Source organism: Aeromonas sp. s11 (assembly GCF_040907945.1).
Classification (GTDB): Bacteria; Pseudomonadota; Gammaproteobacteria; order Enterobacterales; family Aeromonadaceae; genus Aeromonas; species Aeromonas veronii.
This window is the reverse complement of sequence record NZ_JBFOCU010000038.1, coordinates 19,766-31,341: the sequence shown is the minus strand read 5'-3', so window position 1 is coordinate 31,341 and position 11,576 is coordinate 19,766. Positions and strand designations below refer to the sequence as shown.

Here is an 11,576-nt window from a genome sequence, read left to right as displayed (position 1 = left end):
CCGTCATTCCGCACCTAATTTTGGCTTTTTCAAAGCTTGACGGCGATCGGCCATTCTGATCTATTACTCTCTTTTGCAGGTAGATCATCATGGCCGCTATCGCTATCCGTAACCTCGATCACCTTGGTTTGGTCGCCGCACTCTGCCAAGAACTGGGAATTGCCCGCATGATTGATGCGGTGCTCCCCAAAACACCGCCTTTCAAGGTCTCACACGGTGACGCTTTGGTGGCCATGATAGTGAACGGCCTCGGCTTTCACAGCAGCACCCTGCACATGTTCCCACAATTCTTCGCTAACAAGCCGGTTGAGCGCCTGATTGGCCCCGGGATCTGTGCAGATGATCTCAATGATGATGTGCTCGGGCGCTGTCTCGATGCCCTCTTTGAGGCCGATGTCAGCACCTTGTATCAAGTGATGGCGGCGCAAGTCGTTGAGCGACTGGGGCTCAACAGCACCGCAGTGCACCTCGATATCACCAGCTTCCACGTCGATGGCGCCTATGACCAGGCCGATGGGGACACGATCGGTAAGCTGCAATTGGTGCGGGGTTATAGTCGAGATCATCGGCCAGAGCTGAACCAGGTTATCCTGGAACTCATCTGTGAAAATCAGGCCGGGCTACCCATCTACATGCAGGCCCTCAGTGGCAACAGTAACGACACCAAAGCCTTTGCCCAGACTGTTCGTCGCCACTTGAGCAGCCTCAAGGCTGCGCAGGATTGCCGTTATCTGGTCGGCGATGCAGCACTGTATTGTGCCGAGACCTTGCAACTGCTGGCGCAACAGCAGCAACTGTTTGTCACCCGGGTGCCGGTCACGTTGAACGAGGCCAAGCAGGCCGTGGCAACGATTGGCACCCAGTCGCTGGTTGCGCTGGGCAATGGTTATCATGGCTGTTGGCAATCCGCCCATTATGCCGGCGTCGCGCAGCGCTGGTTGCTGGTGCGCAGCGAACAGGCCAGCAACCGTGAGCAGCAAACATTGGCTAAAAACCTGCTTAAAGAGAGCACCCGCGAGCTCAAAGCCTTCGCCAAATTGTGTGCCAAACGCTTTGCCTGCCAAGCGGATGCACAGGCCGAATTGAGTCGTTTTAGCGCCAGCTTGATGCTGCTGCAACTGGATGCCGAGGTGGTGAGTGACCCCGTTTATGCCGGTTGTGGCAGACCGAAAAAGGGGGAAGCACCGGTCAGCTACCAGTTTCACATCAGTGGTGTGGCGGCAACCAGCTTGGCGCAAGTTGAAGCGGCTCGCAACCAGACCGGGGTGTTCATCCTGGCGACCAATGACCACAGCGACACGCTGACCATGGCCGAACTGTTGGCCACCTATAAGGCACAGCAGAATGTCGAGCGAGGCTTTCGTTTTCTCAAGAGCCCGGAATTTTTAACCTCCTCACTGTACCTGAAAAAACCGGAACGAATTGAAGCGTTGCTGATGGTGATGACCTGTAGCCTGATGATTTATGCGGCCCTGGAGCACCGGATCCGGCAGGGGTTAGTGGCGCAGAACCGCAGTGTGGCAGATATGAAAAAGAAGCCGACCCAGCAGCCAACCGCCCGTTGGATCTTTTTGCGCTTTGGTGGCATCCATGAGTATCGACTGGGAGAAGCCCCGCCTCAGATAACGGAGCTAACAGGAGACCAGCAGATCATTTTGGAGGTATTGGGTGAACGCTACCGACAAATTTATTCCTAAATCAGGTGCGGAATGTAGGATACAACCAACCCGGCTTTAGGCCGGGTTGGTTTTTATCTAGCGTTCATAGCGATAGTTTTAATGACGCGATCGTCCGAATACGCTTCGCTATTCGAACCTACGAGATTTATTTCGGCGAAATAGATTGCTGAAGATTATCAACATTCAAATAATTATTAATAAATAGCAGTATCTCTATAGCTTTAGGCTCCAGTTTTGGGCAACAATTATTATGAATATTAGAAACCCATGATGGATTGAAATTTTCTAAGCTATCTTTTGTTGGGAAATATGTAGGCATATCCCCCCCAGCTTCCTCTATAGCAACACCTACTTTCGTGACCGCATCAACCATCAACTGATGATAATTATTCAATAACTTTTTTAATCCGGATGGTAATAATGGTGAATTTTGAAAATTACTTATCCTAGATGTAGACTCGCTGTATTTTTCTGTAAAATGGACCATTCCATATTTTTTCTTATTCCATTGTGCAAGCTTTAGAGCCGGATCGCTTGGCTTTTGGGTGGGAGTAACAATGCTTTTCTCAGCCCCTACAGGCTGAAAGTACTCAGCAGCAAATTCCTTTGATACGAATGCACCTTTAGCCAACTCCTTTTTTCTCTAGCAATGGTGTCATTAATTAAAACCTCTCCATCCATAAAGGTTTTCACATAATCATAAAATAACTCAAATGAGTTTATGTCAATTATAGAGTCGAGATCCATATCCCGCCTCAACTCAATTTCACCTTTGTTTTAAAAATGCCCAATAACTTCCTCGAAAGCCTTGAGCTGATACTTGAATATCTCTGTTTTTATTGGTTGGAATATTGTTTTTCTTGCTTGCAAATATGAAAGTAGCGCTAGGAATGCCATGGCGACAAAGAACATTATGTTAACAATATCTTTAGCTATGGTAACGCTTTCTGGGATGTTAAATGGTGTTTTACTATTCGTATCGAAAGATTCTTTTGATGTAACAGCACCATTAGTAACACTTGGCTCACTAGGTACTTCTTCTGAGAATAAACCAAAAGAAAAAAACAAAGTGAAAATAAATATTGCTACTTTCATTAAGGCGCTCTCCCTTCACGCAGATATAGTATTTAGCAATCATGATTGATTAGTTTACTCTGGCTTTAGTTCTGTATAAAGAACGTAGGTTCGATTAGCGAAGCGTAATCGGACGATCGCGTAAGACGATCGCGTAATCGGCCGCTTACAACGGAACAACCCTGTTAGGGTTTTTTACTCCAATCCCCCCAACACCCCAGCCACCGACCCGCACCAATCCTGCGGATAGACGCCACTCGCCACATAACGATGGAAGGTGGAATACGGCCAATCGGCCACCCGGGTGACATGACCATGCTTGAGCGGGTTTATATGGACGTAATCCATATGGTGGCGGTAATCCTGCTCATCCCGGATCAGGTGTTCCCAATAATGGCGCTGCCAGATGCCCCGCTCCCCGTGGCGTAGCCGGGTCTGGTTGCGCCGCTCATTGACCGGCAGGGCACGGGAAAAGTGGCTTTTGATCAGCCGCCAACGCAGGGGGAAATCGGTGTCCCCTTCCGGTAAAGAGAGGATGCAGTGGAGGTGGTCGGGCAACACCACCCATGCGTGAATGGCGAAGGGGTGAGCCTGTTGCACCTTGGTAACGCTTTGACGCAGCAGGTCGATCTGCTCCACCAGCAACCGGTTGTTGCGTCGCTCCAGCAGGTTGACGGTAAAGAACCAGGTTCCTCCGGGCCACCATGCCCGCCGCCAATTGGCCATCCTGTCCTCCTCGTTGAGGCCGAAAAGCCAAGCATAGCCTTGCCTCACTTCGATCTGCTTGCGGGCGTGATGGTGCGGATGTTCGATTACGCGATCGTCCGATTACGCTTCGCTAATCGAACCTACATGGACAGGAAATCTGGAACACCCACTTTCGGGCAAAGGCGTAACTGGTGGAGCTACGCCTTGTTTTTGGTGAAAGCCTCTGGTCACTTAACCAACTTGCTCTCCATCACCCCTTGCTTGCCTTCCTCTTCACTGACCTGACTCAGCTTGGAGCGGGCCATCAGCAGCCCCATCTTGACCTCCTGCCAGACGTAGTAGTTTTTACCCGCCTCGGTGCTGAGGGTCAGAGTGGCATCGTTCTCCGACTTGGAGGTGATGGTGTGGCTGCCCGGTGTCACCTGCTTGAGGATGTAGGTGTGGGCCACGGTATCGCCGACCGCCATACCATCCACCAGCAGCGGCATTTTCACCGCCGCACCGAAGGTCTCGTTGCGATAGATATAGAGGTTGGCCGCATCCTTGGGCGCCACAAACTGCTTGGCCTGGGCGTCTGCGGTGGCATCGGCCATGGGTACGGAAGCACAACCGGAAAGCAGCGCCGCCGACAGCAGGGCGGCACTCATCATTATTTGCCTGAACATAGTCGTTATTTTTTAGTGAGTTAACGGGAAATAAAGGTTCGCATGAGCCTGCGCTGGCTGACAATCGCTCAAATCGAGCGGGATGTGACCCGGCTCAATTTTTCAGCATTTGGTGGGATGAAGGGGGAAATCAGAAACCCGGCCACCAGATGGGGCGCGGTGGCCGGGTGAATTGTAAAGAGTAGGGTGACAGGGAAAGGGATCAGCCTAGTCTAATCAACTCGATGGGGGCGTAGCGCTCCCCGGAGTTTGCCAGCAGCACGCACTTCTCGTGCTCCGCCTGATAGGGAGTCATGTTGTCGGTATGAGCCTCTTTCAGAAAATCGACTGCGCCGGTGGCGGCAATCATCACGCGCTGACCCAGGTTCAGCACATTGCGGTTACGGTCATAGATCTTCATCTCATTCTCCTTTTCTTGTGTCCTGACGAATGCACAGACGTCTGTCCAGGACAACGGCATTCAGCCTACGCCCCTGAAAAAAGGTGATTTATGTCACAGATCAAAAAAGGGGTGATAAGGGACTCGCAGGCTCAAAAAGCGAGCCCCCCCCTTGGCCAGCGGTTGTCGCACGCAGTGGTGCTGCCCTGCCCTTTTCGTCGTGGCGGGCTCGAACCCGGCAGCGGTTGGGGTATATTGGTGGCCGATTAGCCAGTCTCATTCACTGTGGCCGCGCAAGCGGGCCGCTGTTTCAACAAGATGGAGAGTGCTCATGAATCGCGACATTACCGCCCAGTTCATCAAGATGCTGACCAATCTGGATCACTGTCTGACCAAGGCCGAGGCCCACGCCGCGGCGAAGCAGTTCAACGTGGAGAACTTCTTCGGCGAGCGGCTGATCGTCGATATGCTGCCGCTGTCCAAGCAGGTGCTGATCTGCTGCGATTCGGCCCGCGCCGTGGTCGCCACCGCCAGCCACAGCGAACTGCCGGCCATGGGCGATGATCCCAAAACCATCGCCGATCTGCGCGCCCATATCGGCAAGACCATCACTTATCTGCAAGGCAAGCTGGACGCGGACTACAGCCAGTACGCCAGCGGCCGTTACGTGCCCCACTGGGCGGGCGGCAAGGGGATGGATGGCCATACCTGCGTCCATGAGTACGGCATTCCCAACTTCTACTTCCACCTCACCATGGCCTACGCCCTGCTGCGCCGCGCCGGGGTCGATCTCGGCAAGCGCGACTATCTGGGCGGGCTCAACCTGCAATAAGCGCTGCACGCCACAGGCGGCAAACAGATAGCAAAAGCCTGCCAAGCGGCAGGCTTTTTTATATCGGATGGCACTGGGCTGATGCGCAGAAGGGCTGCACCCTAGAAGGGACCGTTGCGCTCGCGCAGCTTGTCGGGCAGGCCATCGTGATCCCCCAGCTCGCGCTCGGGCACATCATCCCAGTGCAGCTTGCCGAGGGTGAGATTGCGCTCGGGGTGCACGGCGTAGTGGATGCGGTTGTCCTCCCGATCCGTGTCGCCGATGCAGAGCAGCCGGACAGTCTCTTCGGTGTTGTTGATAAAAGCGTGGGCCAGCCCGTCACCGGCCTTGAAACCCACCGAATCCCCCGGTTGCAGGCGATAGAGCACGCCGTCGAGCCAGACATCCGGCGTCCCTTCCAGCACGTGTACAAACTCGTCTTCAGTCTTCTCGGCATGGGGCCAGCTGGTGCGATGGCCGGGCTCGACAATCTCGTGGTGAATGCCGATGCGGCTAAAGCCGAAGTGCTTGCCGAGGGCGCAGCCGCGAGAAAGGGGCTCCTGACTGCCGGAGTAGTAGCGCGGCGTCTGCTCTTGCAGCTCGCTCCAGTGTTTGATGCAGGGGTGGCGATTCATAGCGGTTCCTTTTCCATGAGGATGCAGTCACGGGAAGGGTCATCCTAACTGCCAAAATGCGGGGGAGAAAAGCAGAAATCGGTCGGCCCACTTCGCAGCAGATGGTGAAAAGACGGACTCGGCTGCGGGTCAATTCCCATCCTGCAAGGGCTGCGCAGCCATGCGACCGGCAGTTGCGCGGGCAAAAATAGAGACAAAAAGAGGGAGCCACTGGCTCCCTCTCTCGATCTGTCTGCACCCGTTTTCTGAGGCTGATTCTCCGCTCTTATTTCCCGCTCTTATTTCCCCAGATTGTCCGCCAGCTGTTTGGCGCGGCTGGCCGCCCACTGGTCGATCATCTTCTCCATCTCCCCGGCGGTGATGGGCGAATCCTTGTGGGTGGTATCCGGAGTCTCGCGGGCATCCATCACCCGCACCAGCAGCTTGCCGCTCCGGGAGTCGAGCAGCTGGGCCATGCTGCCCACCTTGAGCAGATAAGGCTCCTTGCCGATCACTTCGCGGGTGACGTTGATGGCGATCTTGGCCGGCAGCAGGTCACGCAGCTTGGGGTCGGGGCGGGTCAGGTCGAAGTTGGTGACGGCGGCCTGGATCCGCATCACTTTCGGGCCGGGGGCGGTGGCGATCTTTACGCCCTGCTTGATCAGCTCGCTCTGGAACTTGTCGTGGTAGTAGCGGCCAATCTGGTTCTGTTCATTGGCGGTCAGCAGATACCACTGACCGTTCTCCTGACGAATAAACTGCAGCGGATCGAGCAGCACCTCATTGTATTGGCGCAGGTCAACACCCGGCTCCTTGTAGACGCGCTGATTGGGGTTGCTCTCGCTCTGCTGGAAGGCTGTCAGCGGGATCGCCTGCAAGCTGTGGGATACCTGATTCTTGACGGCGCAGCCACCCAGAAGGGCCGCAGCCACGGCAACCATCACGACCTTTTTCATATTTGCTCCTGCATTTTACTGTTTGTTTTTGCTGTGGATTTCGCACCACATGGCTGGAGAACCCGTGCCGGATGCCGCCAATGTCACAGAGAAATAACCTATTCATCACCTTCCCACAAGGGACAGATCAGGATTGTTCAGCTCACATCCAAGTTGTCACAATTGCGGCACTTTTGTACAGGGTCAGCCAGGGTATGAACGGCAATCTGGCGAGGGTTCGGTTGTTTAATCCGGCAAAATGGGGCTGCGAAAAGCGCTCAGTTTTTTCAAACGATGGGGGCCAGCGAGCGGCGTGAGTTGAACGGGGAATGCCCTGGAACGCGCGATGACCGATCATCAACCATCTTGCGCAAACTTGCCTGCCACCGGAGAAGCGGCAGGCTCATTCATCAGTTATCGAGATCCCAGGGACACTGCTTGACCAGCCCCTCTTTGCCGCTGGCGACGATCGCCTGCTGCACCATCCGTTTGTAGCGATTCTTGATATGGGCGGGCAGCGCGGGCACCAGCAGCCGCTCGTCAAACTCCGGCAGCGGGCGATCCGGCAGCACCGCCTGCTCCTGCGGGCTGAGGGCCGGCCGGGAGACAATATTGCTGGCCGAGATGGTGGGCGTGCCCACCAGCATCTGGCGTTGCAGCGGCGCGCTCAGCAGAAAATCCACCAGCAGGTAGGCGGCCTTGAGCCGTGCAGGATCATCCCCGACATGGCGGGCGATGGAGATCGCATCGAGGGCATAGATGGCCCCCTCCTGCACCATGGCGATCCGCCACTGCTGATCGTTCTGCTTGTTGCACTCCACCAGCTCCAGCCCCCAGGTGGTGGCAAAGGTCTGCTGGCGCAGATCCTCACAGCGGTTGGCCTGATTGAACCAGAAGCCGCGACTGGCTCGCAGCCGCTGCGAGAGCTGCTGCTCCACCTCTTGCTGCAAGGTCTTGTCGGCCAGCATCTCGCCGCTGGCAAACAGGGCGGGCGACTTGCCCAGCGAAAGCAGCACCGAAAAGAGCAGCGGCTCGAACTGGTCGCAGAACTCGGCAAACTGGCCCGGCGGCGAGCTGTTGGCGAGCACCTGCCAACTGGTGGGCGCTTGCGGCACCTGCTTGCTGTCATAGGCGAGGCTGAACATGGCGTAGGAGAAGGGCACCGAGTAGTTGCGCTCCCCCTGCTTGTCATACTCGGTGTTCTTGAGGGCGGGTTTCACCTCGGCGTAGTGCTGCAGGCGACTGAAATCGATGGGGAGCAGCAGCTTGAACAGCGGCTGGTGATGGGCCTTGTAGAAGTAGCTGGTCGGCAGCACCACATCGGCGCTGCGGGTGCGCAGGGCGCGGTAGACGCTGTCGAAATCGGTCAGCAGCGGCTCGATCCGGCTGACCGTCGCCTCCACCCCATGGGCTTTGGCGTAGTCGGCAAACTGTTGTTCATAACCCGCAGGCAGATAGCCCCACTCCAGCAATTTGAGCTGAACCGGCGCCGCCAGCGCCGGGGTCATCCCCAACAACCAGCAAAGAGGAAGTAGACGCATGGCCGGGTACTCCTGACAGGTAAACCTTGTTGGAGTATAGGCCCATGCGCCGACTCGTCAGGCCACCAGCTCGGCCCCCATGCTCACCAGAATGGAGAGGCTGACCACCGCAAACAGCACGCCGGTCACCAGATTGAGTGGCCGCTGCATCCGCAGCAGCAGGCGCTGGGCACGATCGGTGGAGAGGCTCCACGCCAGCAGCCCGAACCAGCAGAGGGAGATGATGAAGAGCTCGCCCACCAGCAGGCTGCGGGTCATCCCGTCCACCTCTGGCGTCACCATGGCGGCCAGCAGACCGATAAAGAACACCAGCGCCTTGGGGTTAAGCAGATTGGTCGCAAGGCCAGTGCGCACGCCCCTGCCCCAGCCACGCAGCTCGTTGGCGGCACTGGCCATCACGGTGCTGCTCTGCTGGCGAGCCGCCATCAGGGCGCCCCACCCCAACCAGCCCAGATAGAGGGCGCCGCAGCACTTGATCACCATAAACAGCAGCGGGTGACTGGCGATCAGCATGCTGATCCCGGTCAGGCTCAGGGTGGCGTGCACCATGATCGCCAGCGAGATGCCCAGCGCCGCGCCAAGGGCGGTTGGCCGGTGCAGGCTGGTGCGCAAGATCAGGGCGAAATCGGGGCCGGGGCTGGCCAGTGCAATCAGGTGCATCAGGCCGAGGGTAACGAACAGACTGGTCAGCATAACAACTCTCGCTTTAACGACGGAGAGCCAGCATGGCGGATCAGCGGGGGGCGCGGCTTGTAAAAGATTGCATCTGGGCACGAAATTCGGCGGGCGTCAGACCGAATGCCTGGCGAAAACCGTGGTGGAAGTGACTCTGATCGAAGAAGCCGACCGCCAGCGCCACCTCGCTCACCGCCATCCCGCTCGCCAGCAGCCGTTTGCCCTGCTCCAGCCGCAGCCGTTTCAGCCAGGCATAGGGGGTCATGCCGCTGCGCTTCTTGAACTGGCGCAGGAAGGCGAAGCGGTCGAGCCCGAGCAGCCCCGCCAGCTCTTCCAGCGAGTGGGGCTCGTCGAGGGCGGCCATCAAGTAGTCGCGCAGGAATCGCAACTGGGGATCGGCCAGTTGGTGTACCTCGGGGGCCAGATGCAGCAGCTCCCCCAGCAGGGCAAGCAGCTGGCTCTCGATCAGCAGGCCATCGGCCTTGGGGTTGTCGAGATAGCTGTGCAGCTGGGCAAAGCCCTGATAGAGGTCGGGGCGGCTCTGCAATCCCTTGTCGAAGAAGGGTTCAGGCTGCTCCGGCAGCCAGAGCGCCAGCTGCTGGGGATCGATGGCAAAAACCCGCACCTCATACCCTTCCGGCAACAGGCTGAGGCCGTCGTGCACCTCGTCCGGGTTGACGGTAGAGAGCACCCCGCGCACCAGATGGTGGCTGTTTCCCTTGTGGATAAACTTCTGGCCACCCCGCTGCACCAGCCCGATATGGTAGTCGAGATGGACATGGCGGCCGTAGCTGAACGCCCTGTGGTGGGAGTGTGACAGCTCGACCCCCGGCAGGTGCGGGGATTGCCAGTAGCGGATGAGGGAATCGGTGGTATTCATGGGTTATAGATACACCAGAAGCGGGCATTGGACTTGTAGATTATTGCACGCAACCCCCTCTCAACGCCCCCACAGCCGCGGGGTTGGCTCCACCAGCGAGGCGAGCGGCACCCGCTCCACCATCTGACGCATATGTTGCACCAGCTCGGGATTGCCGTCCCCCAACGACTTGTTCAACACGATATGCACCTGCAGCGGGGTGACCGGCAGGTAGATGAGGCGGGTCGCCGCAGGAAGTTTGGCTCGAAAATGGTTGGCGGAGATATCGTTGGAGAAGAGCGCCGCATCAATCCGCCCGCGCAGCAACTTCTGCATGTTGCCATGCTCCCAGCTGAGCTGGGAGAGGGTGTCGATATGGATCTGCGGATGCTGCAACAGCGGCGGCACGATCGCCTGACTCGACCAGCCGATGGTGGTGCCGTAGAGATCCTCCTGCCGTTCGACCGAGTGAAGTCGCGATGGCACCAGTACCACCAGCACCGGCCGCCGCAGCAACAGGTGGGGGTCGATATAGCGAAAGTGACGAGCACGCTCGGGACTGTAACTCAGCAACGGGGTCAGATCGCACTCGCCGCTCTCGAGGTTGCTGAGCAGCCGCGCCACATTGAGCCCCTGCCACTCGATGGTGCGCCCGATCGCGGGTTCGATATGACGGCGAAAGTAGTCGATCACCGGCCCGGAGACCTCGCCCTGCTGATCGATGGTGACCAGCGGCGCCAGCTGGAAGACACATCCCCGCAGCGGCGCGGTGATCGCCACAGCCTGGCTGATGGTCATAAGAGGGAGAAGAAGTGCCGATAGCAGTAATACCAAACGCGTGCCCGAACGAGAGATGCCCATAGGTGCCGACCCGATGCCCTGATAGCCATCAGCATGGCACAAGGCAAAGGGGCGGGCTATCCGCTCCCGCCGCGCTTCGACCTCTTGTGCCCCCGACTCCCATGACCAATGGGCCCCGTTTTATTGAAGTGAAAATCAATAATTCCGCTGCTTTGATGGATTTTGGTCTCTTGAGATATAGTGCGGCCCCATTCATCAAACCGGCGGGTGAGCGCCCCGCCGGACAGGTAGATTCATGAGACTGTTTTTGCTGTTGTTGTCGTTGTTTGCTGCGACCGTAAGTTCTGATGAAAAGCCGCGCCTGCCCTATTACGACTGGGGTCGCTGCCCGTTTGAAGGTTGCACCTATAAGACATGGACCACCAAGCAAGAGGTGATCGTCAGAGCCAAACCATCCCTGACGGCCAAAGCGCTGTTCCGGATACCCCGCGGCCAGCAGGTGGAAGGACTGACCGGGGTTGTCATTACCGAACAACCGGGGATCGTCGAAATACTCAGATCGGTCAAGCTGGGCTACAACGAGGAGGGAAAAGGGCCGCTGTTGAATATGAAGGCAGGGGAAAGGCTTTATATCCTCGGCGGACTGGGCGAAGGCAATAGCCTGTTCTGGTACAAGGGCAAAACCTACATTCTCGATTATGACTATGCGCGCAAAGAGATCAGATACGGCCGGTCACCGCAGAACCAGTGGTGGGTAAAAATTCGGGACAAGCAGGGGCGTGAGGGTTGGGTTGCCGAAGCCAAAAACTTCGCCCATATGGACCGTTTCGAATAG

The 11,576-nt window shown here is 57.2% G+C and carries 15 protein-coding genes; 4 read left to right on the top strand and 11 right to left on the bottom strand.

What is annotated here, in order from left to right:
- Nucleotides 1-83 precede the first annotated feature (83 nt).
- Nucleotides 84-1,697, top strand: coding sequence for an IS1634 family transposase (locus tag AB5Y84_RS10940; RefSeq protein ID WP_368176411.1), 1,614 nt, complete (start codon nucleotides 84-86; stop codon nucleotides 1,695-1,697).
- Nucleotides 1,698-1,824: 127 nt separating this feature from the next.
- Here AB5Y84_RS10940 and AB5Y84_RS10935 read toward each other — a convergent pair whose 3' ends face one another.
- The 4 genes from AB5Y84_RS10935 to AB5Y84_RS10920 form a co-directional block, all read right to left on the bottom strand.
- Nucleotides 1,825-2,310 carry a hypothetical protein gene (locus tag AB5Y84_RS10935; RefSeq protein ID WP_368176928.1) on the bottom strand — a complete coding sequence of 162 codons (486 nt, stop codon included), beginning with the start codon at nucleotides 2,308-2,310 and terminating at the stop codon, nucleotides 1,825-1,827.
- Nucleotides 2,311-2,456: 146 nt separating this feature from the next.
- Complete coding sequence (locus AB5Y84_RS10930) at nucleotides 2,457-2,774, bottom strand: hypothetical protein (RefSeq protein WP_368176927.1); 318 nt, start codon at nucleotides 2,772-2,774, stop codon at nucleotides 2,457-2,459.
- A gap of 174 nt (nucleotides 2,775-2,948) precedes the next feature.
- Entirely contained in the window at nucleotides 2,949-3,479 is a 531-nt protein-coding gene (locus AB5Y84_RS10925) for a transposase (protein ID WP_236297620.1), read from the bottom strand.
- A gap of 209 nt (nucleotides 3,480-3,688) precedes the next feature.
- The gene (locus tag AB5Y84_RS10920) at nucleotides 3,689-4,126 is read right to left on the bottom strand and encodes a DUF2846 domain-containing protein (RefSeq protein ID WP_017788673.1); all 438 of its coding nucleotides are present in this window, start codon (nucleotides 4,124-4,126) and stop codon (nucleotides 3,689-3,691) included.
- A 42-nt stretch (nucleotides 4,127-4,168) separates the two neighbouring features.
- Here AB5Y84_RS10920 and AB5Y84_RS10915 point away from each other — a divergent pair, with 42 nt between their 5' ends.
- Nucleotides 4,169-4,297, top strand: coding sequence for a hypothetical protein (locus AB5Y84_RS10915; protein ID WP_368176926.1), 129 nt, complete (start codon nucleotides 4,169-4,171; stop codon nucleotides 4,295-4,297).
- A 31-nt stretch (nucleotides 4,298-4,328) separates the two neighbouring features.
- On the opposite strand, the gene ydfZ is transcribed toward AB5Y84_RS10915, so the two are convergent.
- Nucleotides 4,329-4,526, bottom strand: a complete 198-nt coding sequence (ydfZ, locus tag AB5Y84_RS10910) for a putative selenium delivery protein YdfZ (RefSeq protein WP_005342516.1) — start codon at nucleotides 4,524-4,526, stop codon at nucleotides 4,329-4,331.
- A 310-nt stretch (nucleotides 4,527-4,836) separates the two neighbouring features.
- Here ydfZ and AB5Y84_RS10905 point away from each other — a divergent pair, with 310 nt between their 5' ends.
- Nucleotides 4,837-5,337 carry a DUF1993 domain-containing protein gene (locus tag AB5Y84_RS10905; protein ID WP_368176925.1) on the top strand — a complete coding sequence of 167 codons (501 nt, stop codon included), beginning with the start codon at nucleotides 4,837-4,839 and terminating at the stop codon, nucleotides 5,335-5,337.
- 101 nt (nucleotides 5,338-5,438) lie between these two features.
- On the opposite strand, the gene AB5Y84_RS10900 is transcribed toward AB5Y84_RS10905, so the two are convergent.
- From AB5Y84_RS10900 to AB5Y84_RS10875, 6 genes are all read right to left on the bottom strand, one after another.
- Nucleotides 5,439-5,951, bottom strand: a complete 513-nt coding sequence (locus AB5Y84_RS10900; protein ID WP_368176924.1) for a cupin domain-containing protein — start codon at nucleotides 5,949-5,951, stop codon at nucleotides 5,439-5,441.
- 278 nt (nucleotides 5,952-6,229) lie between these two features.
- Nucleotides 6,230-6,886, bottom strand: coding sequence for a DUF3313 domain-containing protein (locus tag AB5Y84_RS10895; protein WP_005355636.1), 657 nt, complete (start codon nucleotides 6,884-6,886; stop codon nucleotides 6,230-6,232).
- 389 nt (nucleotides 6,887-7,275) lie between these two features.
- Nucleotides 7,276-8,406, bottom strand: coding sequence for a PotD/PotF family extracellular solute-binding protein (locus tag AB5Y84_RS10890; protein ID WP_368176923.1), 1,131 nt, complete (start codon nucleotides 8,404-8,406; stop codon nucleotides 7,276-7,278).
- Between the two features lie 57 nt (nucleotides 8,407-8,463).
- Nucleotides 8,464-9,099 carry a LysE family translocator gene (locus tag AB5Y84_RS10885; protein ID WP_368176922.1) on the bottom strand — a complete coding sequence of 212 codons (636 nt, stop codon included), beginning with the start codon at nucleotides 9,097-9,099 and terminating at the stop codon, nucleotides 8,464-8,466.
- A gap of 40 nt (nucleotides 9,100-9,139) precedes the next feature.
- Nucleotides 9,140-9,961 carry an AraC family transcriptional regulator gene (locus AB5Y84_RS10880; protein WP_058056423.1) on the bottom strand — a complete coding sequence of 274 codons (822 nt, stop codon included), beginning with the start codon at nucleotides 9,959-9,961 and terminating at the stop codon, nucleotides 9,140-9,142.
- A 60-nt stretch (nucleotides 9,962-10,021) separates the two neighbouring features.
- Complete coding sequence (locus AB5Y84_RS10875; RefSeq protein ID WP_368176921.1) at nucleotides 10,022-10,738, bottom strand: substrate-binding periplasmic protein; 717 nt, start codon at nucleotides 10,736-10,738, stop codon at nucleotides 10,022-10,024.
- A 298-nt stretch (nucleotides 10,739-11,036) separates the two neighbouring features.
- On the opposite strand from AB5Y84_RS10875, the gene AB5Y84_RS10870 reads away from it, so the two are divergent.
- A complete protein-coding gene (locus tag AB5Y84_RS10870) occupies nucleotides 11,037-11,576 on the top strand; it encodes a hypothetical protein (protein ID WP_335820193.1) in 540 nt (179 codons plus the stop codon).

Excerpts from the sequence above, each read along its gene's own strand:
- AB5Y84_RS10930 (WP_368176927.1), bottom strand. The coding sequence starts at position 2,774 with ATGAAAGTAGCAATATTTATTTTCACTTTGTTTTTTTCTTTTGGTTTA.
- AB5Y84_RS10925 (WP_236297620.1), bottom strand. The coding sequence starts at position 3,479 with ATGGCCAATTGGCGGCGGGCATGGTGGCCCGGAGGAACCTGGTTCTTT.
- AB5Y84_RS10920 (WP_017788673.1), bottom strand. The coding sequence starts at position 4,126 with ATGTTCAGGCAAATAATGATGAGTGCCGCCCTGCTGTCGGCGGCGCTG.
- AB5Y84_RS10915 (WP_368176926.1), top strand. The coding sequence starts at position 4,169 with ATGAGCCTGCGCTGGCTGACAATCGCTCAAATCGAGCGGGATGTGACC.
- ydfZ (WP_005342516.1), bottom strand. The coding sequence starts at position 4,526 with ATGAAGATCTATGACCGTAACCGCAATGTGCTGAACCTGGGTCAGCGC.
- AB5Y84_RS10905 (WP_368176925.1), top strand. The coding sequence starts at position 4,837 with ATGAATCGCGACATTACCGCCCAGTTCATCAAGATGCTGACCAATCTG.
- AB5Y84_RS10900 (WP_368176924.1), bottom strand. The coding sequence starts at position 5,951 with ATGAATCGCCACCCCTGCATCAAACACTGGAGCGAGCTGCAAGAGCAG.
- AB5Y84_RS10895 (WP_005355636.1), bottom strand. The coding sequence starts at position 6,886 with ATGAAAAAGGTCGTGATGGTTGCCGTGGCTGCGGCCCTTCTGGGTGGC.
- AB5Y84_RS10890 (WP_368176923.1), bottom strand. The coding sequence starts at position 8,406 with ATGCGTCTACTTCCTCTTTGCTGGTTGTTGGGGATGACCCCGGCGCTG.
- AB5Y84_RS10885 (WP_368176922.1), bottom strand. The coding sequence starts at position 9,099 with ATGCTGACCAGTCTGTTCGTTACCCTCGGCCTGATGCACCTGATTGCA.
- AB5Y84_RS10880 (WP_058056423.1), bottom strand. The coding sequence starts at position 9,961 with ATGAATACCACCGATTCCCTCATCCGCTACTGGCAATCCCCGCACCTG.
- AB5Y84_RS10875 (WP_368176921.1), bottom strand. The coding sequence starts at position 10,738 with ATGACCATCAGCCAGGCTGTGGCGATCACCGCGCCGCTGCGGGGATGT.
- AB5Y84_RS10870 (WP_335820193.1), top strand. The coding sequence starts at position 11,037 with ATGAGACTGTTTTTGCTGTTGTTGTCGTTGTTTGCTGCGACCGTAAGT.